Source organism: Empedobacter sp. UBA6745 (genome assembly GCF_002453775.1).
GTDB lineage: Bacteria > Bacteroidota > Bacteroidia > Flavobacteriales > Weeksellaceae > Empedobacter > Empedobacter falsenii_C.
The window spans coordinates 73,001-94,953 of the sequence record NZ_DKHL01000051.1 but is presented as its reverse complement, the minus strand read 5'-3'; the positions used below and the strand labels follow the sequence as shown (position 1 = coordinate 94,953).

General features: G+C 30.3%; 24 protein-coding genes. 16 read left to right on the top strand and 8 right to left on the bottom strand.

From position 1 onward, the window contains the following. Positions 1-181: 181 nt before the first annotated feature. Positions 182-1,330: a hypothetical protein gene (locus B4H69_RS15120; protein ID WP_180905928.1), complete on the bottom strand. Its 1,149-nt coding sequence runs from the start codon at positions 1,328-1,330 to the stop codon at positions 182-184. Further along, positions 1,311-2,111, bottom strand: a complete 801-nt coding sequence (locus B4H69_RS15115; RefSeq protein WP_180905929.1) for a hypothetical protein — start codon at positions 2,109-2,111, stop codon at positions 1,311-1,313. Before B4H69_RS15115 ends, B4H69_RS15120 begins: the two co-directional genes overlap by 20 nt. 292 nt (positions 2,112-2,403) lie before the next feature. On the opposite strand from B4H69_RS15115, the gene B4H69_RS15110 reads away from it, so the two are divergent. From B4H69_RS15110 to B4H69_RS15100, 3 genes are read left to right on the top strand one after another with little or no spacing between them, the layout of a single operon-like run. Then, on the top strand, positions 2,404-3,270 hold the full coding sequence (locus B4H69_RS15110) for a hypothetical protein (protein WP_180905930.1): 867 nt from the start codon (positions 2,404-2,406) through the stop codon (positions 3,268-3,270). Between the two features lie 4 nt (positions 3,271-3,274). Beyond that, positions 3,275-4,204, top strand: a complete 930-nt coding sequence (locus B4H69_RS15105) for a hypothetical protein (protein ID WP_180905931.1) — start codon at positions 3,275-3,277, stop codon at positions 4,202-4,204. A gap of 2 nt (positions 4,205-4,206) precedes the next feature. Further along, positions 4,207-5,172, top strand: a complete 966-nt coding sequence (locus B4H69_RS15100; protein ID WP_180905932.1) for a hypothetical protein — start codon at positions 4,207-4,209, stop codon at positions 5,170-5,172. Between the two features lie 92 nt (positions 5,173-5,264). On the opposite strand, the gene B4H69_RS15095 is transcribed toward B4H69_RS15100, so the two are convergent. After that, a complete protein-coding gene (locus tag B4H69_RS15095; RefSeq protein ID WP_180905933.1) occupies positions 5,265-5,411 on the bottom strand; it encodes a hypothetical protein in 147 nt (48 codons plus the stop codon). Positions 5,412-5,820: 409 nt separating this feature from the next. Between B4H69_RS15095 and B4H69_RS15090 the strand changes: the two genes are divergently transcribed. Then, complete coding sequence (locus tag B4H69_RS15090; protein ID WP_180905934.1) at positions 5,821-6,357, top strand: RNA polymerase sigma factor; 537 nt, start codon at positions 5,821-5,823, stop codon at positions 6,355-6,357. A gap of 24 nt (positions 6,358-6,381) precedes the next feature. Next, positions 6,382-6,798 (top strand): hypothetical protein, encoded by a 417-nt coding sequence (locus B4H69_RS15085; protein WP_185655201.1) that lies wholly within the window; start codon positions 6,382-6,384, stop codon positions 6,796-6,798. Between the two features lie 6 nt (positions 6,799-6,804). On the opposite strand, the gene B4H69_RS15080 is transcribed toward B4H69_RS15085, so the two are convergent. The 3 genes from B4H69_RS15080 to mnmD form a co-directional block, all read right to left on the bottom strand. Then, positions 6,805-7,101: an ATP-dependent Clp protease adaptor ClpS gene (locus B4H69_RS15080; protein ID WP_180905936.1), complete on the bottom strand. Its 297-nt coding sequence runs from the start codon at positions 7,099-7,101 to the stop codon at positions 6,805-6,807. A gap of 6 nt (positions 7,102-7,107) precedes the next feature. Further along, a complete protein-coding gene (gene prmA / locus B4H69_RS15075) occupies positions 7,108-7,935 on the bottom strand; it encodes a 50S ribosomal protein L11 methyltransferase (RefSeq protein WP_180905937.1) in 828 nt (275 codons plus the stop codon). 72 nt (positions 7,936-8,007) lie between these two features. Next, positions 8,008-8,724: a tRNA (5-methylaminomethyl-2-thiouridine)(34)-methyltransferase MnmD gene (mnmD, locus tag B4H69_RS15070; RefSeq protein ID WP_180905938.1), complete on the bottom strand. Its 717-nt coding sequence runs from the start codon at positions 8,722-8,724 to the stop codon at positions 8,008-8,010. A gap of 80 nt (positions 8,725-8,804) precedes the next feature. On the opposite strand from mnmD, the gene B4H69_RS15065 reads away from it, so the two are divergent. The 3 genes from B4H69_RS15065 (at position 8,805) to B4H69_RS15055 (ending at position 11,478) form a co-directional block, all read left to right on the top strand. Beyond that, on the top strand, positions 8,805-9,866 hold the full coding sequence (locus B4H69_RS15065) for a branched-chain amino acid aminotransferase (protein ID WP_291094722.1): 1,062 nt from the start codon (positions 8,805-8,807) through the stop codon (positions 9,864-9,866). 107 nt (positions 9,867-9,973) lie between these two features. Beyond that, positions 9,974-10,996, top strand: a complete 1,023-nt coding sequence (locus B4H69_RS15060) for a DUF4407 domain-containing protein (protein WP_052217982.1) — start codon at positions 9,974-9,976, stop codon at positions 10,994-10,996. 53 nt (positions 10,997-11,049) lie between these two features. Further along, positions 11,050-11,478, top strand: a complete 429-nt coding sequence (locus B4H69_RS15055) for a hypothetical protein (RefSeq protein ID WP_038336880.1) — start codon at positions 11,050-11,052, stop codon at positions 11,476-11,478. A gap of 32 nt (positions 11,479-11,510) precedes the next feature. Here B4H69_RS15055 and folP read toward each other — a convergent pair whose 3' ends face one another. Then, entirely contained in the window at positions 11,511-12,338 is an 828-nt protein-coding gene (gene folP / locus B4H69_RS15050) for a dihydropteroate synthase (protein WP_291094716.1), read from the bottom strand. A gap of 53 nt (positions 12,339-12,391) precedes the next feature. Between folP and B4H69_RS15045 the strand changes: the two genes are divergently transcribed. From B4H69_RS15045 to B4H69_RS15020, 6 genes are all read left to right on the top strand, one after another. Beyond that, positions 12,392-12,940 (top strand): DUF1599 domain-containing protein, encoded by a 549-nt coding sequence (locus B4H69_RS15045; RefSeq protein ID WP_280051635.1) that lies wholly within the window; start codon positions 12,392-12,394, stop codon positions 12,938-12,940. Continuing rightward, the gene (locus B4H69_RS15040) at positions 12,937-14,058 is read left to right on the top strand and encodes a BT_3928 family protein (protein ID WP_291094712.1); all 1,122 of its coding nucleotides are present in this window, start codon (positions 12,937-12,939) and stop codon (positions 14,056-14,058) included. Before B4H69_RS15045 ends, B4H69_RS15040 begins: the two co-directional genes overlap by 4 nt. Before the next feature lie 3 nt (positions 14,059-14,061). Continuing rightward, positions 14,062-15,144, top strand: coding sequence for an ABC transporter permease (locus B4H69_RS15035; protein ID WP_135836845.1), 1,083 nt, complete (start codon positions 14,062-14,064; stop codon positions 15,142-15,144). A gap of 70 nt (positions 15,145-15,214) precedes the next feature. Next, positions 15,215-15,973, top strand: a complete 759-nt coding sequence (tpiA, locus tag B4H69_RS15030; protein WP_291094709.1) for a triose-phosphate isomerase — start codon at positions 15,215-15,217, stop codon at positions 15,971-15,973. A 206-nt stretch (positions 15,974-16,179) separates the two neighbouring features. Continuing rightward, positions 16,180-16,920, top strand: a complete 741-nt coding sequence (locus B4H69_RS15025) for a hypothetical protein (RefSeq protein WP_135836847.1) — start codon at positions 16,180-16,182, stop codon at positions 16,918-16,920. Between the two features lie 123 nt (positions 16,921-17,043). Continuing rightward, a complete protein-coding gene (locus B4H69_RS15020; RefSeq protein ID WP_291094706.1) occupies positions 17,044-17,958 on the top strand; it encodes a helix-turn-helix transcriptional regulator in 915 nt (304 codons plus the stop codon). 29 nt (positions 17,959-17,987) lie between these two features. Here the strand turns inward: B4H69_RS15020 and B4H69_RS15015 are convergent, their stop codons facing one another. Next, positions 17,988-20,129 carry a type IA DNA topoisomerase gene (locus tag B4H69_RS15015; protein ID WP_180905948.1) on the bottom strand — a complete coding sequence of 714 codons (2,142 nt, stop codon included), beginning with the start codon at positions 20,127-20,129 and terminating at the stop codon, positions 17,988-17,990. A 323-nt stretch (positions 20,130-20,452) separates the two neighbouring features. On the opposite strand from B4H69_RS15015, the gene B4H69_RS15010 reads away from it, so the two are divergent. Continuing rightward, positions 20,453-21,265 (top strand): MotA/TolQ/ExbB proton channel family protein, encoded by an 813-nt coding sequence (locus tag B4H69_RS15010; RefSeq protein WP_180905949.1) that lies wholly within the window; start codon positions 20,453-20,455, stop codon positions 21,263-21,265. 88 nt (positions 21,266-21,353) lie between these two features. Beyond that, positions 21,354-21,944 (top strand): biopolymer transporter ExbD, encoded by a 591-nt coding sequence (locus tag B4H69_RS15005; RefSeq protein ID WP_180905950.1) that lies wholly within the window; start codon positions 21,354-21,356, stop codon positions 21,942-21,944. Positions 21,945-21,953: the final 9 nt, after the last annotated feature.

Here is a 21,953-nt window from a genome sequence, read left to right as displayed (position 1 = left end):
AATTAGTCAACAAGAAGCTTCCCTTTTTTTTACTCAGAACTTTTATTCTGTAAGCCTTAAATCTTATGTCTTAACTTATTATTCATAACTCAGCTCTTACATTATTAATGTTTATATTCTTTTGCTTATATTCTATGAATAAATATAAATGAAAGGAAAAGAGCGAGGGAACGTCTTAATATTATTTGTTAAAGATTCGTTTTATTAGATTGAACATAATCAAATAGAAAACTATAGAAATAATCATCAATTCAATATTAGTATTCAAATAGTTGATTATTTCCTTGGGTTGGTTAAAGATTGTTTTTATCAAATCTATCGATCCAGAAATTAATTTGTATTGATAAGTGATTATTATTCTATATACAATGTAGATCATCACAAATTGGTTGAAAAGACCATATAAAAATATAAATGTTTCTTTTTTACTTGTTAATTTAAACTTGAAAGGATTTTTAAAGAACCTGCTTACGCTATTAGTACTACTTGGTAAAAGATTTGGAATATCTGTAAGATCCGAGACTATCCAATAGCCATCTGTACGAATAAATGGAATCAATTGATAAAGAATAATCATTGTACTAATACCTATCACATCTAATAATTGGTGATTATGTGTAATAAGATAGACGATATATAATGCTGCAATTATAAAAAGTTGTACATAAACGCCTGCTAAGTTTGTAATAATTCGTTCTTGTTTTTTGGCAGACCAAATGGGCGTGATATTTGAATAAAAGACTGGAAAAATGAAATAAATTCCAACCCCAACTTCTCCATTTTTTTTTGTAAATCTATTACAAGCTGCAACATGTCCAAATTCATGAATAAAAGCACTCACTAAATACAATAGAAATAAAAGAAGCATATATTCTTTCTCAAGATGAAAATGATGCATTTGAGTAAGATTATATATAGAGAGGCTAAATAATATTGTAAATACAATCCAAAAGAAAGTAGGTTGAAATAGAGGCTGTAATAGTTTTGAAATTGAAGCTGCGTTTTCTTTAGAAATTAATTTTGTTTCGAAAAGAATAAATGATTTTTCTTTTTTTTGCTGACTATTTACTTTATCTAACTCTAAACTTTTTAGATTTTGTTTTACAATTTTGTCGAAATCTTCATTAGAAACATAATCAAATTCTTGAATGAAGTCTTGATAAGAGTTCTCAAGATTATAGTGATTTCGTTTTAAGATTTCTAATAAAATTTTTATTTCTTCACTTACAATAAAAAATTTTTCTGAATGTTCTAAGACCCAAGTTTGCTCATTTTTTTTTGTGAAAGAAAAATTTATATCTGTTAATGTACTAAGCATTTCTGATCTCATCTATTTGGTTTTTCCAATCTTTAAGTTGAATATCGATTGCATCTATCCAATTAGCAATTTTTACTAAATCATACTTTAATGCAATTTCTTTTGCAGCAGAAAATTGTTCTTCCATAAATTCAAATTGAGGATTAGATAATTCTTCAAGAGCAAAGAAAGCTTTGTGTGTATAGAGTTGATTATCTGGGTGATAATCGTTGTCGTTTTTAAGAAACTGAATAGTATTTGAAATAATATAAGTGAATTGTTTTTCTCGTAAATCATCACCAATATCTGTTATGTCATCATACATTTGTATTCCTTTGAAAATATAAGATAGCATCAATTTTATATCTTCTGATGGATAATCAGATTGTAAAAGATTTATTCCATCTACAATAAAAAAGACTGGAATATGCTTTTCTACAGCAATTTGTTCAAATTCTTCTTTGGATAAAATAGTTGAATCGAAATCCCATAATTTTTCTTTGATTAAAGCATCAAAATAAATTTTACTGTATTTTGCTTTACTTTCGAAAATAGAAGAATCTTCACCAAACAATTTGATAAGTGTCTTAATACAAAGTTCGTAATGATTAGTTAAGTTAACTAAAGGATTAGAATCAAGTAAATTTTTTTCAATAATAATTTCTTGATCTATTAATTTATCTAAGTGAATAATGTAATTATAATACGTTTTTGCAACTAGGTCTAATTGATCTTTTTTTAAACGATTAATTTTCACATTCTCAGTTAGAAAGTCGACAACTTCTCGAAAAAATAGTTGATTAATTTGGCTCATTTAGGGTAGTTTTAAGTTGATACGAAAGTATAATTTTTATAGGAAGTATAAAAATAATTTTGTTAAATATTTGATAATTAATGATTTTAGTAATATATTTACTTCACCTAAAATTATAAAACTACCAATTACTATGAAAAGACTCTCTATTATTTTTTCTGCAAATTACTTCATGCAGATTTTATAAAATCAACACTGGATATTTCGTTTTTACATTAATTTTTTTTAGAAAAATTTTATTGTAATCTACGATTGTATTAATCTGTAAATAATCATAAACAACTATAAACCTATGTTAAAGAATTTTACTTTTTTAGCGACGTTATTTTTATCTGTTTTATATGCCCAGGTAGAAATATCAAATAAAAATAAACCAGAAATAGATAATGCTACTGATGGTATTTATGTTAATTTTTCTGATAAAGGTGTTTTACTTCCACGAATATCATTGAATTCATTAACAGAACTTAAAAATTCCTCTGGAGTTAATTTTCCTAAACAAGGAGATGCCTCTCAAATGATTGTATATAATACAAATAGAGCTTTAGGAGAGGGGTTTCATTTTTGGGATGGATCAAAATGGCGTGCTTTGTTAGATTTTGAAAATGTTATTGCACAGTTAAATTCTTCTGTGATGTATTCTGCAAATGCAAATGGTATTGATATTGGAAGTGATAAGAGTTATGTTCAAGGTAGTGAAACAACTCTACCTAATTATACGTTCAATCAATCAGGAACTATTGCAACTAATAGAAATTTTATACCATTAAATATTTCAAAAATAGTACGTACAAATAAGCCTAATAACAAAGTGTCTTTTACGTTTACAGGAATTGCTCAAATTCAACAAAGTAATAGTTTATTGACCTTTGCAATAGGAGTTTTTGTAGATGGACAATTAAAATATGTTGAAAATTATACAGGTAATTTTACTTCAAATAGCTGTGGTTTTGTTCCTGTAGATTTGGATGGAATAATTCTCAATTTGTCAACTACTCAAGATCATACAATAGATGTGAGAATACATCCACGAAGAAGTTATGATTTATCTACACCAGCAACTACATATGCTTACACATTTGGAAAATCTATAGGAACATGTACTAATTTACCATCTGAAGTAATGAAATCAAGATTAATATTAACAGTAAAAGAGTAAACCTATGAAAAAAATATTACTTTCAATAATTGTCTTATCAAGTGCTGTTAATGCACAGGTAGCTTTATCGACTAATGTAACCAATGATAACTTGATTTTAGATTCTAAACAAAGTACAACTTCTACAAAAAATGATAAGACCTTTGTTTTACCAAGAAATGCAATGAAGGATCGAAAAGATAAAACTAACGTAGATCTTAGTTTAGGTTCAAATTTACAATCAGGTTTATTAATTTATAATACAAATACCTCTTTAGGAAATGATAAAGGACCTTATTTTTGGTATAATTATACTTCATCTTTAGGAGCTTGGACCCCTTTTGTTTCAACTAAGAATGAAGGTTCGTTAACTAATCTTGCTAATTTAAAAAATTACCCCTTACCAAGTACAACCGATATTGTTTCGGCGACTAATAATCCTACTACAGGACCTTATGCGAATTCTTGGCAAAATAATTTAGGGGATTTGATTACGGATACAAGTAAAAGATGGCAAGTGTTGCCCAATTTTACTCAAGAATTTCAAATATATAATTCAAAAAATATTATTTTTTATCGATTAACAGGTTTTGTAGAAGCATATAGTGCTTCAGCAGAGAAAGCGATAAGTTATGATGTAGGAATTTTTGTAGATGGTAAATTAACTGTGTATAGTCCTTTTTCTTTAGCAGGTAATTCTACTCGAAATTGTATGTATAATGTATTTAGTTTAAGAGGTCTTACGAATGATTTGTCTAATGGAAAACATACCATACAAGTTGCAGTTAAGAATAGAAATATATTAAATTCTAATGCTACTGTAAATGTAACTTATAATAGTAGAAATTCTAACTGCGGTATATCATCTACAGATGGGTATTTACCTAATCAATCTGTAAATGAAGGATTATTAAGTATAAAAATTCAAGAAAATCCATCTATTCTAAATAATTAATTATGAAAAAGTTATTATATATATTACCATTTATAGCTCAATATAGCATAGCTCAAGTTATTATATCTAGAGATACAAATACAACTACAGATTCTTCAGTTGGTTTAGAAATAAGTTCATCTAATCAAGCTGTAGCTTTACCAGAGTATAATATAACGGCATATAATGTTCACCCTTATACTAAAGAACCAAAAGGAGGAGCTATTGTTTTTAGCCCAAATAAAAATGGTGGATTAAATGAAGATTTTTATGGATATTTTTATTGGGATGATGATCAACATTTATGGGTTAAATTATTAGATTCAGTTTCATTTAGTTCTGATAAAGACTTTAGTTCACCCTACTTTTTTACTAATTATGATGGAGCTTCAAATACAAGTATTGGAGTAGATGTATTATCTCCTTTTAGTAACATAAATAACTCAGGTAATACTACATTATCATCAATGACTAATTCAAACCATATTAATGGAACAAACTTGAATGCAATGACTTCTAATTATTGGACAATTGTACCAGCAGGTTTTCAACCAACTTTTAAATTTGCAAAAACAGCTGATGCTTTTGTAAAAGTAAATGCAATGCTTGTAAAACCAGGAGGAGGAACTTTTGATTTTAGTATTGCAATGGGAGTTTTTATTAATGATGTTTTAGTCGCCAATAAAATATTTCCATTTGTTAATCTAGCTGATCAGGGTTATTGTGCAAGAAGAAAAATTACAATTTTAGCTCCTGTAAATAATATTCCTGCAAATATTGATCAGAAAGTAAAAATAGGATTTAAGATTGTAGGAAATAACCATTTCAATTCAACAAATCAGTCCTCTGGTAATAATTTCACGTTGAATAATGGCAAAATATCTGTAGGATTAGGATTTAGTAATACAAACGGTTCAACAGGTACTTATTGTGCTAATTCTAGTTTTCAATCACCAATTAATGTAACAGTATACGGAGTGACTAGATAAAAAAAAATAATCACCTATAAACTTTGTAGGTGATTTATTTATATAAAAACAAAAGAACTTAGTATGACTAAGTTCTTTTTTATTTTTACATCTTATTGATCTCCGCCTCCAGGACCTGGATCTGGAGTTGTTGATCCACCTCCGTGACCTCCACAGAATAAATGTAACAAACAATAGAAGATAAACTCTTTTCTGTCTTCTAATTTCTCTACTTGAAAATCATTAATTGACTTTTTCATAATTAAATAGTTTTTGGGTTAATAATAAATATGTTAGTAGAAAGCAAGGAATGTAATCCCAACTTTTTATTTAATTTTATAATGTAAATGTGGAAGAAGTAAATTATATAATAATTTACAAAATTTGTTTGTATTGAATTGTTTCATAGGTAATAGAGTTATAGTTTGGTATTTCAAATATAGAATAAGTTTTAAATTTTTAATAATAATAAACCGTTTTTAATTCGTTTTAAATCAGCTATTTTAATGTTTTGTTAAAAAATAAACGTTTATTAAGTATTTATAATCTCTAAAATGATCAGATAGGGAATTAAACTTCTTAAAAAAAAGATAAAATATAGATTACTTGAAATAATATTAGAAGTTTATCATTTCAAATTTAATAGCTTTACAGCTTAATATTATTCAATTGGATCAGAAAATATTAGATCACATTTTAAATAAGGATTGGGAACAAGCTTTTAAACTTCTTGTAAAAGATTATCATCAGAGAGTTTATTGGCAAATTCGTCGTATGGTTTTGATTCATGAAGATGCGGATGATATTGCTCAAAATGTTTTTATCAAGATTTATCAAAATTTGAATTCATTCAAAAATGAATCGAAATTATCGACATGGATTTTTAGGATAGCCTATAATGAAACAATCAATTTTATTCATAAAAATGCCAAGGAACAAAATGTTTCGTTCGAAGATTATTCGATGAATATTGCGGATGATTTATCTACGGATGAATATTATACAGGTGACGAAATTGAGTTGAAATTACAAAAAGCAATCGCAAGTTTGCCAGAAAAGCAACGTGTAGTATTTATGATGAAATATTATGATGAAATGAAATATGAGCAGATTTCTGAAATTTTAGGCACATCTGTTGGTGCACTAAAGGCATCTTATCATCATGCTGTTACAAAAATTAAAGAATTTTTAGAGGATGAAGATTAAACCTTTTTAACTTTTTTTTGTCTTATGTATGATATGAAAGAAAATGGATTAAAAAATAATTTTAAAATTCCTGAGAATTATTTTAAGAATTTAGAAGATGAAATTTATCTTAAAAGCTTAAAACAAAAGGAAAATTATACAACTCCAACTAATTATTTTAATGATTTAGAACAATCAATTTTATCGAAAACTATTGATAAAAAAGAAACAAAAGTTATACATTTCAATATTTGGTGGGCAGCTGCTTGTATATTGCTATTAGCATTGGTTGTTACTCCTTTTGTGATTAATTCTACAGAAAAATCTACAGAAGTTGTGGATACAAAAACTGAAAATCACGTTTACGAGAAGATTTATGATTCATATATAGTGAGCGATCAAAACAAAAAATCGTCCAATGTAACATTAGACGATTCTGATTTTGCTTTATATGATTATTAAGAAATTCTAAATAATTTCTGCACTTAAACCTCGGTTCAATAATTCTGTGCATCGAGGTTTTAAATCTTCTAATTCACCAGTCAAGACTTCGCATTTACCTTTGTAGTGAATCAAAATAGAACATTGTTCCGCTTGTTCTGGCGTGTGTTCACAAACATCAATCAACGACTCGATTACCCAATCAAAAGTATTCACATCGTCATTGTAAACAATAATTTGATATTTGTGCGATTCCTGTTCCAATACATCAACAGCCGAATCTTTTTCCGTTTCCCACATGGGTTGCGTTGCGTATTTTGTCATATCATTTTATTTTTTGAAATGTAGTGCAATCCACTCATTTCGTTGTTTTTTAGATACAAATTTCAAACCATTTTCTGTACAGAAAGCTAAGATATCATCAAAATCTTGCTCCATTAATCCACTTAAGAATAAATCTCCATTTTCATTCAAAACATTGATATAAGAAGGAATTTGACTGATTAAAATATTTTTGTTGATATTCGCTAAAATAATGTCAAATTGTTTGCTTCCCAAAAGTGAATTATCACCCATTTTAGCATCTAAACTAACACCATTTCGTTTTCCATTTTCGATAGAATTCTCCACAGCCCATTCGTCAATATCGATACATTCTGCATAATTTGCATCACGTTTCATTCCTAAAATTGCAAGAATTGACGTTCCACAACCCATGTCCAAAATATCTTTTCCAGTAAATTCAGTTTCCAAGATATATTCTACCATCAAGTGTGTTGTAGAGTGGTGTCCAGTCCCAAAAGACATTTTTGGTTGAATGATAATTTCGTACGGAATATTTTCAACTGTTTCGTGAAATTCTGCACGAATCAAACATTGGTCGTTGACTAAAATTGGTGTGAAATTTTCTTCCCAAGTTGCATTCCAATTTTGTTGTTCAATTTCTTGACGCGTATAAGAAAAATCAATATTCTCGATAGAATCAATAACTTCTTTTACTTGGTCAATATTTTCGTCAGTTTTTGGCATGTAAGCATCAAAACCTTCTTCGTTTTCAACAAAACTTTCAAAAGGTAATTCAGAAATCATTGCAATAATAATTTCATTAAAAGGCTCTACTTCCGCAACTTTAAATTTATATTCGATATAATTTGTCATAAAAAAATGTAGAAAACATCAAATTGTTTTCAGCTGCAAATTTACGATTTTTATAATTAATGATAAAGGAGATTATTTATCAAATGGAAAGTCTTTCAAACCAACCATCATTTCACGTTTTCCTGGAGGTCCAGGACGTTTTTGTACAATATAGCCCAAATCTTTCAATCCTCTTTTTATGGTTCCTTTCGCTGCATAAGTAGTAAAAATGGCAGATTTTTTAATTAAAGAATCAACAATTTCTAACAATTCTTTTTCCCATAATTCTGGTTGAACACGAGAACCAAAAGCGTCAAAATAAACTAAATCAAAATTATTTTCGTTGATATTTTTCAGATTGAAAAAATCTTCTTCTACTTTTTTAATTTCAAAATATGGAGAAATTTTATGCCAATTTTCCCAACTCGAATGAAATAATTGTTGATAATAATCTAAAAATTCTTCTTTTCGATGTTCAAATTCCGGATAAAGTTTGAAAACATTTTCAAAATAATTCACCAATTCAAATTCTTCATCAGAAACCGGAAATTTTTCGATTCCAACATATTGCACAGAAATTTTATGTTTCTCCGCTTCTATCAAAGTAATGAAAGAATTAAGTCCCGTACCTAATCCAATTTCTATAATTTTTATAGGATTTTTTGTTTCTGTAAAATGATGAAATCCATTTTGTATAAATACATGAAAAGCCTCTTGTACAGCGCCATGTTTGGAATGATAAGATTCATCCCAATCTTCAATATAGATAGTTTTTGAACCATCTTCCGTTTCTTGAATAATTCTTTTCATCGTCGAAAGTTATGATTTTTATTATGAAAAAGTGCAAATAAAATGTACCTTTGATAAGCACAAACAAAATATATCGTAAAATGATTATAGAAAAAATTGCTGAATCAAAATTTAACGATTCAGTTTTCAACTCGACTACTTTTGGGAAAGAGTTTACAGATCACATGTTGATCGCGCATTACAAAGATGGTAAATGGGATGAGCCAAAAATTGTTCCTTACGGACCAATTTCAATGACGCCAGCAGCGATGTCTTTCCATTATGGTCAAACAATTTTTGAAGGAATGAAAGCCTACAAAAATGATAATGAAGAAGTATTTATTTTCCGTCCAGAGAAAAACTTCGAACGTTTTAATTTATCTGCGGCTCGTCTTAATATGCCTCAAATTCCGAAAGAAATTTTTATTGATGGTTTAGAAGCAATTATTGATATCGATCGTCAATGGGTACCAAAAGATTACGGAACGTCATTATATATTCGTCCAGTAATGTTTGCAACAGAAGAAGCAGTTTCTGCAAGAGCATCTAACGAATATATTTTTGCAATTTTATTAGCTTATGCACCTAATTATTATGACAAACCTTTGTCAGTTAAAATTGCTGATTTCTACAGCCGTTCTGCACAAGGTGGTGTTGGTTTTGCTAAATGTGGTGGTAATTATGCGGGATCATTTTTCCCAACTTCTGAAGCGCAAAAAGATGGTTATGATCAAGTGATTTGGACAGATTCTATCGAGCACAAATTTATCGAAGAAGCTGGTACAATGAACGTAATGGTACGTATTGGAAACAAAATTTTAACAGCTCCAACTTCTGAGCGTATTTTGAATGGAGTTACTCGTGATTCTGTTTTAACTTTAGCAAAAGATAACGGATATGAAGTAGAAGTGCGTCCTGTAGAAGTACAAGAAATGTATGATGCTTATAAATCAGGAGAATTAAAAGAAGTATTTGGATGTGGAACTGCTGTTGTAATTACACAATATGATGCAGTAGGTTTTGGTGAAGAGCGTGCTCAATTACCAACTTTAGCTGAAGAAGATTCTTTTGCATTACAATTGAAAAAGAAATTAAAAGATATTCAATACGGATTATCTGATGATCCTTACGGATGGAGAATTAAAATAGAAGAACAAGCTTAATTTTGATTAAGTAAGTTTTTTTTAAAAATATAAGTTGACAATTTGATTGTCAGCTTTTTTTGGCACGATATTTAATAATATGTTATACAAAGTACTATATTTGCAAAATGAATGGACTACAGAAATTTTTAATCATCTGTTCAGGGAGTAGTCTTGAACTCTTGAAAAAAACACCAACAGATATCAACAAGCATGTCGGTATTGGAGGTGTCATATTATTTACAGGGATTTTGGCAGCTTTGTCTGCTGGATATGCGTTGAACACTGTTTTTGATAATATATATGCAGCAACAGGTTTTGGTTTGTTGTGGGGATTGATGATTTTTAATCTTGACCGATATATTGTCACATCAATGAAAAAATCAGGTGGATTTTTTCGTCAGTTTTTTGTTGCTTTGCCACGTATTTTGGTTGCAGTTTTATTAGGTATTGTGATTTCGAAACCGTTAGAATTAAAAATTTTCGAGAAAGAAATTAACAAGCAATTGAATATTATTGTCAATCGAAATAAAGCAGAATTACAAAAAGGAATTGATGCACGTTATGCTGAATTGGGAACGCCTTTTTCGAATGAACGAAAAGAAATTTATGCAGAAATTGATAAATTAAGAAATGAGTATAATTCTGCTTCTACCGAATTGGAAAAAGAAGTTGTGGGTACACAAACTGAAACAACAACTGGTCGCGAAGGTTATGGACCAAATGCGAAACGAAAAGCCGAATTGAAAAAGCAAAAAGCTGCCGAAATCGAAACTTATATTCAACAATCTGCACCTCGTTTGACTGAAATTAACAAAGAATTGGATCGGTTAAATGTGGCGAAAGAGAAAGAAATTGATGCAGCTAAACCAACCGAAGAAAATTACAATGGATTTGCAGCACGTATGCAGGCTTTAGATGAATTATCAGTTAATAATCCAATTTTAGGAACTGCAGCTATTTTTATAGCTCTTGTGTTTATCTCGTTAGAAACTGCGCCAGTTTTAGTGAAATTAATCGCGCCAAAAGGACCTTATGATTTTCTATTAGAAAAACATGAACATTCGTTTAAGATTTTTAGTAAAGAATCAATTCAGATTATGGATATCAAATCTGAAAAACGTGTGAAACATGAGTTAGAAAAAGCATAAATAATTAAAAAGTAACTTTAATTTAAAGTTACTTTTTTAATTTTGCACAAGATATGGAAACTTATAAAATAGAAATTTACGGAGAAGACGAAAACCAAATTCAACGAATGGAAGAGGTGATTGCTCCTATAAAAGATATACATGATTATTTTTGGAAAATTCTTTGGGTTGATGGCGAAAGTGAAACGGACGAATATTCGGTTTTCGAATTGCAAGAAGTCATTGATCAACAAGACGGAATTTTTGTGGAATATGATCAGTTAGAAAGTTTATGTTACAAAATGGAACATGTAACGGAAGCGTTGATTATTGGAGATCGAAAAGAAAATAATTTGCATGTAAATATTGAGGACGAAAATTTATATGACAATGAAGTCGTGTTTGAATTTGTGAAAGATTCACATTGGCAAATTTTGACTTCGGATATCAATATTGTAGATACGTTTAAAGTTTTCTTTCCAAATAGTAAAATCATTGATTAAAAATAAAAGCCACTTTTTAGTGGCTTTCTTTTTTATTTTTGATTCAATTTATGAAAAATTTGTAAGGTTTCTTTCGCTTCTTTTACATCATGCACACGCAAAATTTTTGCACCTTTTTGTAACGCAACCATATTCAGCACAGAAGTTCCGTTTAAAGCTTCTTGCGGAGTTGTTTCGAACAAATTATAAATCATTGATTTTCTCGAAATTCCGACCAACAAAGGAAAACCTTCAAAACCTAAAGCTTCCATTTTACTGAATAATTCGTAATTATGATCCAATGTTTTTGCAAAACCAAAACCAGGATCCAAAATAATATCATTAACTTTTGCAGCTTTTAACTGTGCAATTTTCTGCGAAAAATATTCGTTTACTTCCAGTGTAAGATCTGCATATTCAGGATTATTTTGCATCGTTTTCGGTGTTCCTTTCATGTGCATCAAAATGTACGGAACTCGAAGTTCTTTGATTGCATCAAACATATTTTCGTCCAATTCCCAACCCGAAACATCATTTATAATAGAAGCGCCAACTTTTACAGCTTCGCGCGCTACATTTCCTCGAAAAGTATCAACCGAAATAATCAATTCTGGATATTCTTCAATAATTTTTTCAATAATTGGCGCAGTTCTATCAATTTCTTCTTGCTCCGAAATATTTTCAGCTCCAGGTTTTGTCGAATAACCACCAATATCAATCATATCAGCACCTTCGGACAAATGTTTTTCAACTTTTTCTAAAATCAAATTCATCGATTGATTACTGCCTCCATCATAAAAAGAGTTTGGCGTTGTATTCAAAATTCCCATAATTTTAGGCTCGTTCAAATCAATCAAACGACCATTACAATTAATTGTCATATCTTAGAAGTTCTTTAAGCAATTTCAATTATTTTTGAAATCGAAACGAAATTATGAAAAATACCTCAATTCAATTTAAAGAAATCATCTCTGTTTGTAGAGATTTATATACAAAAAAATTACAAGATTACGGTCCGGCTTGGCGTGTACTGCGTTTACCATCGTTGACAGATCAAATTTTTATTAAGGTAAATCGCATTCGTACGTTGCAAGAAGCGACAGAGCGTTTGGTTGATGAAGACGAAGAAGGAGAATTTGTGGCGATTGTAAATTATTCGATTATGGCATTGATTCAGCTAGAACTTGGTTTCGCAGATCAGCCAGATTTAACGGACGAACAAGCTATCGATTTTTATGATAAATATGCGACAATTGCGCATGATTTGATGATGAAAAAAAATCATGATTACGGTGAAGCTTGGCGAGATATGCGTGTGAGTTCGATCACAGATTTGATTTATCAGAAAGTTTTGCGCACAAAAAGTATCGAAGATAATAAAGGAAAAACGATTGTATCAGAAGGTTTGGATGCAAATTATTTGGATATGATTAATTATTCGATTTTCGCCATGATTTTAATTAACGAAAAGAAAACTTCATGAGGTATTTGGTACAATTTGCTCGAATTATAGTTGGAGTTATTTTTATAATTTCTGGATTTGTAAAAAACGTTGATCCAATTGGATTAAGTTTCAAATTAGAAGAATATTTCTCACCAACAGTTCTTAATATTCCATTTTTAGAAAGTTTGAGTTTGCCTTTGGCAACATTTTTCTCCATTTTTGAAATAGTTTTAGGCGTTTTATTATTGCTTGGCGTTTGGAAAAGATTTACGACAATAGCTTTATTGTTAACGATTATTTTCTTCACATTCTTGACATTTTATTCAGCTTACTTCAATAAAGTAACCGATTGTGGGTGTTTTGGTGATGCGCTAAAACTAGAACCTTGGACATCATTTTACAAAGATGTTGTGCTTTTGGTGTTGATAATTATTTTAGTGATTGGTCAAAAATATATTAAACCTTTATTCGTTGAAAAAGCGAATTATGTAATCAATTTTGTTACAATTTTAGGTTCTGCAATTATTGCTTATATCGGAATTAATCATTTACCAATCATCGATTTTAGACCTTATGCAGTTGGAAAAAATTTGATTGAAGGAATGAAATCTCCGCAAGAATTAGGTTTAAAACCAACAACATATAAAACGATTTACACCATGAAAAATAGTGTAGATGGAAAAGTGGTTGAAATTGATGATTCGCAATATATTGCAGATGATAAGTGGTACAAACACGGAACGCCTTGGGTGATTGAAGCGGATAAAACGCGTACAATTGTGGAGAAAAAAGGGTACGAACCACCAATTCACGATTTTAATTTTGATTGCAATGGTGTTGATAAAACTTCTGAAATTTTGAATGCGCCGAAAGCGATCGTTTTTGTCATTCCTTTTGTTGAAAAAGTAAACGAGAAACAAATTGCGAAATTAAATACTCTAGGAAAAGAAGCGAAAGCAAAAGGTTTTGTTGTGACAGCGGTTTCGAATAATCCAATTAAAGGTTTAGAATTGGAGAATTGTTTTATGGATCAAACAACGATGAAAACAATTATTCGCTCAAATCCAGGAGTGATGATTTTAGAAAAAGGAACGGTAAAAGCGAAATATCATGACAACGATTTTCCATCAATTAATCGATTAGAAGAATTATTTTAAAAAGTGATTAATTATATTTTAAATAAAATTTTCTACGGATTTCTAACGCTTTTTGGTGTTGTGACTGTAGTTTTTCTATTGTTTTCTGTTCTTCCTGGAGATCCTGCACGTATGATGCTTGATCAGAAAGAAGATCCTGAACAATTGGCTCAAATTAGAAAAAACTTAGGTTTAGATCAACCTTTATGGAAACAATATGCTTTTTATATAAATGATTTATCGCCGATTTCATTTCATAATATAGACGAAAACAATACAACATATACTTCATTAAGTTCTGATAAATACAATTACACAAAATTGATGGATTTCGGAACAAATGAAATGGTTTTGAAAACGCCTTATTTACGTGAATCTTTTCAAAAACAAGGAAAAAGCGTCAGTACAATTATTGAAGAAACTTTGCCAAATACAATGGTTTTAGCAATTGCGGCTATTATTATTGCAACGATAATTGGGGTTGCGTTAGGAATTGTTTCTGCTTTGATGAAAGATACGTGGATTGATCGTGTTTTGTTAGTTGTTACAAGTTTTGGGATGAGTATTCCATCTTTCTTTTCGGCGATTATCATTGCCTATATTTTTGCATTTTTGATGCATGATATTACAGGACTGAATATGATTGGAAGTCTGTATGAAGTGGATGATTTGGGAGAAGGAAAACATTTGATGTTGAAAAATCTTATTCTTCCAGCGATTACATTAGGATCTCGTCCGTTAGCTGTTTTTACACAACTAACGCGAAATTCTTTGTTAGAAGTTTTGAATCAAGATTATATTAGAACAGCTTTTGCAAAAGGTTTATCAAGAAAAACTGTTATTACAAAACATGCTTTGCGAAATGCAATGAATCCAGTTGTAACAGCGATTTCTGGTTGGTTCGCTTCGATGTTGGCAGGTTCTGTTTTTGTAGAATTTGTTTTTGGTTGGAATGGTTTAGGAAAAGAAATCGTAAACGCCTTGAATACATTAGATTTACCAATTGTTATGGGAGCTGTTTTAGTAATTGCTGTGATGTTTATTGTAATTAATATTTTAGTAGATATTCTTTACGGAGTTTTAGATCCTCGTGTTCGCATAAAATAAATCAGTTTTAATTTCAAGAGAAATAATTATCTTGCAGTAAATATTAAACCAAAATAAAATACACTTTTTTATGCGTGATAGAATCGTAGCAGGAAACTGGAAAATGAACTTAAACTATGAAGAGGCAATTCATTTGGCAACAAATCTTAATGCTTGGGTAGCAGATAATCAGCCGATTGCTCAAGTTATTATTGCGCCTCCTTCTATTTATTTGCAAACATTATTAGAAGCTGTAGATGAACAATATATAAAAGTTTCTTCGCAAGATATTTCAGCTCATGAAAAAGGAGCGTATACAGGGGATATTTCGGCTGAACAATTAGATAGTATCGGATTAGATTTTGCCATTATTGGACATTCTGAGCGCAGAGAATATCAAGGAGAAACAGATATTATCATTGCTGAGAAATTAAAACAAGCGTTCAAGTATCAAATAAATCCAATTCTTTGTGTTGGAGAAAAATTGGAGGAACGTGAAGCAGAGAAACATTTTGATGTTGTAAAAACTCAATTGTTAGACGCTTTAGTTGCACAAAAACCAGAAGATCTTTCTCGTTTGATTATTGCTTACGAACCAGTTTGGGCAATTGGAACTGGAAAAACAGCTACACCAGAGCAAGCGCAAGAAATTCATGCATTTATTCGTAAAGTTTTGAATGATGAATTTGGAGTTGAAGTAGCGAATGATACAAGTATTTTATACGGAGGAAGTGTAAATGCACAGAATGCGGACGAAATTTTTGCTCAACCAGATATTGACGGCGGTCTTGTTGGTGGAGCTTCATTAAAATATGATGATTTTGTGCAGATTATTGCTGCATGTAAATAAATATAATGACTCAATCGAAAGATTGAGTTTTTTTATTTCCTTTTTCAATCTCTCTATTAATCAACGTTAGAATAGATTTATTGTCTGATTTAAGAAAATTATAACATTTCTTAGGATTAATTAAGATTTTTCGGAACAGTGTCTGCAAAGTTTTATAATGTACTAACTATTTAAAAAGTATCATTTTTAAACAAAACACATTTATTATGAAAAAATTGACGCAAGTATTAGGAATCGTAGCAATAGGGTTAGTTTCTTTCTCTTTTACTACAAAAAATGAAATTCCGGTAGCAACGCAATCATCATACAAAGTTGTAGAAGATGCACCAAAAGTTGTTATTTTAGATATTGTTGATAACATTGCAGCAGATTCAGGGACTAATATAGCTACTGAATTTAAATCTAAAGTTGAATCTTTGAATAAAGAAAATGTTCAAGTTCTTTTATGGAAAGATTTAACAAAAGGATTAAAAGAAGAAGAGAAAAGATCAATCATCGATAGTTTAAAACCTGAGTTAATTATGACATTAAACTTTGATAAAACTGATGACAATACAAATAAAGTTGCAGCAGTAGTTTTTAAACAAAATGTTGCTTTTGATGAAACAATAAAAGTAGCAAAAGAATTAACAGATAATTTAAATTCAACAGCTGTTAAAAATGATGGAGTATATCAAAATGATTCAAATTATATTCAAGATAATGCAGCTCCTTCAATATATTTAAGTGTAAAAGTGAAGAACGAGCCTACTTCAAATGCAGAAATTATTGATAAAATTTCTAATTTTATTGAGACAGCTCAAGTAAACGAATCAGGAGTAGTGGAAGCAACAACTGCTACAATTGATACTGTTACAGCAGCTGTAGATTCTGTAGCAACAGTAGCTGATGAAGTTGTGCAAGAAGCAAAAGATGTAAAAACAAAAGTGAAAAAAACTAAAAAATAGAATCCGTTTTTTCGAATATTTCATTTTTATTAATGATGAAAAAGTAACATTTTGTAACGAAATGTTACTTTTTTTTGTTTTTAGTTAGAGATAACTTAAGTTTGTTAAAACACTTCCAATTCAATGTCAAAACAAGGTTATATCGCGCGTTATTTCAATATTGTTCGTAAATTATCACAACAAAAATATTGTTCTTATGAAGATTTAGAGCGTTTTTTGGAAAGAGAATTTGAAATGCTTCAACTTAATGATGATACATTAGAGTTTAATTTCTCTAAACGTACATTACAGCGCGATATTCAAGAAATCAGAAATATATTGGGAATTGATATAATGTATAGTCGCAGTCAGCGTGGATATTATATTATTCAAGACGATTATAGCTCTGATTTATTTCTGAAAACTTTAGAAGAAATTAATAGTTTTTCTGCTTTGAAATTGACAAATTCGCTCGAATCTATTGTGTATTTGGAAAAAAGAAAGCCAAAACGCGCCGAATTTTTACCAGATATTGTACAAGCAATTCAAGGAAAAAAGAAAATTGAATTTCATTATCAAAAATTTGGAGAGGAAAAAGAAACGATTCGTAAAGTTTCTCCAATTGCAATTAGAGAGCACAATAACCGATGGTATTTGATTGCTGATGACAAAGGAATTGTCAAAAATTTTGGCTTGGAACGAATGAATAAAGTTTCGATTCTGAAAGAAAAAATTGATGATAATATAGAGTTTAATTACAATGATAAATACAAGTATTCGTACGGCATTATTGTTCCAAGTTCAGAAAAACCAGAGAAAATAGTACTTTCTGTGACCAAAAAACAAGCAGCCTATTTAGAATCTTTACCTTTGCACGAATCTCAGCAAATTTTAGAAACTAAAGATGATGAAGTTTTAATTGGTTTAGAATTATTTTTGACCGAAGATTTTATCAGTGAAATTCTTTCTATGAGTCGTTCGGTTACGATTATCGAACCAAAAAAACTGAAAGAAAAAATCAAAACAATTTTAAATGAGACATTAGAGAAATATAATTAGCGAGTTTCAAATTTCAAAACTCGCTTTTTTTACATTTCTTCAAATTCTAAATCGAAATTCATTCCCAAAATAGCTTTACCAGTAACTTTTTCTCCATTTTCAGGATTGATTAAGCCAGCCATTTTTCCAGTTTTTTGTTTGGTAACCAAATCCAAAATCTGTTTATCAGTTAGTTTTTTACCCATAAACTCAAATGGAATTTTGAATCCACATTCTTTAAAGTTTGCACATCCATAAGCTGCTTTTCCTTTGACTAATTTATGTGTTTTACATTTTGGACAAGTTGCATTTTCCAGATTAATTTCTTCTTTTGGTTTGCGCTCTTTCTTTGGTTTTTCCTCTATTTGAGCTGAATTCTGATGAGAAGCAATTGGTCTGAAGTAACTATTTTTCACATCAAATGTCAATTTCGAAACCATTTCAATCAATTCTTGTTTGAATTGTTCTAATTCGTATTCACCTTTTTCAATCAAACGAAGTTTTCGTTCCCAAACACCAGTCAATTCAGGAGATTTTAATAATTCATCTTGAATGGTATCAATTAAATCAATACCCGTTTGTGTCGCAATTATATTACGTTTTTTCTTTTCGATGTATTTTCTACGAAACAAGGTTTCGATAATATTTGCACGCGTAGAAGGTCGACCAATTCCATTTTCTTTCATCAATTCGCGCATTTCTTCATCATCCACTTGTCGTCCAGCAGTTTCCATTCCGCGCAATAGAGTCGCTTCTGTATAATGTTTTGGCGGAGTTGTTTTTCCTTTGTGAATAAATGGTTCGTGAGGACCTTTTTCTCCAATCTCAAAAATCGGCATTATTTTTTCCTCATCTTTTTCGTCTTCCTTTTTATCTTTTGCATAGACTTCACGCCAGCCCATTTCGAGAATCTGTTTTCCCGTAGCTTTAAAATTTATCGCAGAAAGTTGTCCATCTTTTCCTGTATTTTCAACTTTTCCTTCAACCGTTGTGTTGGCAACTTTACATTCTGGATAAAAAACAGCAATAAAACGTCGTGCAACCAAATCATAAATACGTTTTTCTTCGTTCGATAAACCTTGTGGAAAGATTTCGGTCGGAATAATAGCGTGGTGATCGGTTACTTTTGTGTTATCAAAAACTGCTTTCGACATAGGAATTGGTTGCGTCATCAAAGGAGCAATCAAATTTTGATAAGCGGTTAATTTATTTAAAATTCCTGGAACTTTAGGATGAATATCTTCTGAAAGATAAGTGGTATCAACACGAGGATAAGTCACAAATTTTTTCTCGTAAAGACTTTGTATATATTTTAAGGTATTCTCTGCCGAAAACGCATATTTTTTATTCGCTTCTACTTGTAAAGCAGTCAAATCGAATAGGCGAGGATTTTTTTCGCGTCCCTCTTTTACTTCGAAATCAATAATTTCAAACTCTCGATCTTTGATAAAATCTAAACCTTGTTTAGCTTTTTCTTCAGATTTTAAACGAGGTATTGTTGCATTAAATTCTACTTCTTTGAAAATTGTTTTTAATTCCCAATATTCATCAACCACAAAGGCATTTATTTCTTTTTGACGTTGAACAATCATTGCCAAAGTAGGTGTTTGCACACGACCAATAGAAAGAACCGTTTTTGGCGGCGCAAATTTTTTGGTAAACAATCGCGTAGCGTTCATTCCTAATAACCAATCGCCGATTGCACGCGCTTGTCCAGCAGAAAAAAGATTGAAATATTTTTCTCCATCTTTCAGGTTATCAAAACCTTCTTTAATCGCTTCTTCTGTCAACGAAGAAATCCACAAACGCTTCATTGGTGCTTTTGCACGCGCTTTTAATAACACCCAACGTTGTATCAATTCTCCCTCTTGTCCAGCATCGCCACAGTTTATAATCTCGTCGACTTGATCGTTCGTGACTAATTTTTCGATGATATGAAATTGTTTCGAGACACCTTTATCTGCAATTAATTTAATTCCGAAACTTTGCGGAATCATTGGCAGATAATTAAGATCCCAGCTTTTCCACTCGGGTGTATAATCTTGCGGTTCTTTTAATGTACACAAGTGTCCGAAAGTCCAAGTGACCTGAAATCCATTTCCTTCATAGTATCCATCGTGCTTTTGATTCGCACCAATTACTTTGGCGATATCTTTAGCAACACTAGGTTTTTCGGCAATACAAACTTTCATAGCATTTATAATTATTGAAGTGCAAAAGTCAAAATAATAATTTAATTCTTAAAAAAAAATATAAATATGTATAATTATTGAATAAATTTGCGATTAGGTTAGTTAATGAAAAGATTAATAGTTTTTAAAATTAATAGGTTGTTTTAGGAATTTTTACTGTATTGTTGAAAATTAAGTTATCAATTCGGTAAAAAATAGTGTTGATTTTGAGTGAAATTGAAATTTAACGTGATAACAACGCAAAAAATTTAGAAGAATTAAAAAATTTTCACTTAATTTACACCCACATTAATAAAAATCATAATATTTAAAAGAATTAGTAAATGGAAAAGAATGTAACAGTACCAGCTAAAACTAAAAAGGGAGGTCTTAACCCTGTGATTACTATGATCATTTTAATTGCAATCGCAATGGGGATCTTCAGATTTGTATTTGGAGCAGAAGGTAATTTCGAAGGAGGTGATGTAGAAAAAGGTAATCCTTTAAACTTTTTAGGAATTATTCATAAAGGAGGGGTGATTATTCCATTCTTAATGTCTTTCTTCTTTATGGTAATCGTTTTCTCAATTGACCGTGTTATCGCTTTAAACAAAGCAAAAGGAACAGGGTCTGCTGAGAAGTTTGTAAATGACATTCGTGCTTTATTAAACAAAAATGAGGTTAACAAAGCAATTGAATTATGTGACAAACAAAAAGGAGCTGTAGGTAACGTAGTTAAAGAAGGTTTAACAACTTACAAAGCTTTAGAAAACGACACAACGTTAAACAAAGAGCAAAAATTAGCTCAATTAGGTAAAACGTTAGAAGAAGCGACTACATTAGAAATGCCAACGTTAGAGAAAAACATGACAATCATTTCTACAATTGCTTCTGTAGGTACGTTAATCGCCTTAATGGGTACAGTAATCGGGATGATTAAAGCATTCTTCGCATTAGGTGAAGGTGGAGGATCTCCAGATGCAGCTCAATTATCAGTAGGTATTGCCGAAGCCTTAATTAATACAGGTATGGGTATTGGTGCTTCTGCATTCGCTATTATTATGTATGCTTTCTTAACTTCTAAAATTGATGATTTAACATTCAAAATTGACGAAGTAGGAATGAGTATCCAACAATCTTTCTCTGCTCACAATTAATATTCAATTGACGAAGCCTTAGAAGGATAGTATAAGGACAAAATCAAACAACAAACAATTTAGAATATTAATTAATAATACAGAGAAAATGGCAAGAGTAAAACCAAAAAGAAGAGGTCCTTCGATGGACTTAACAGCTATGTCTGACATGGCTTGGCTTTTGTTAACTTTCTTTATTTTGACATCTAACTTTAGAGAACCTGAAGTTGTTCCTGTCGTAACACCAACATCTGTTTCGAACCAAAAAATGGCAGCTGAAAACATGATGATCATTAAAATTGATGGTGAAGGTAAGTTCTTATTCGGATTAGAAGAAAAGGATCGTATCGCAACATTAGAGAAGATGGGTGATAAGTACGGAGTAAAGTTTACAGATGCTGAAAAGAATGCATTCAAAAGCATAGTAGAGTTTGGTGTACCAATGAAAGAGATGAGAAATTATTTGAATCAGCCTGCTGATAAACAACAATCATATCATCCTGGTATTCCATTAGATACGATACCTGAGAAAAATCAAGAATTAATTGATTGGGTATTTGAAGCAAAAGAAGTGAACCCAGATGTTTTCTTAGCAATTAAAGGGGATCAAAAATCTGAATACAAACAATTCAAAAATTTGATTCAACAATTGCAAATGAAAAATATGAATAAGTTCCAGTTAATTACATCTCAAGAATAATTATTAAGA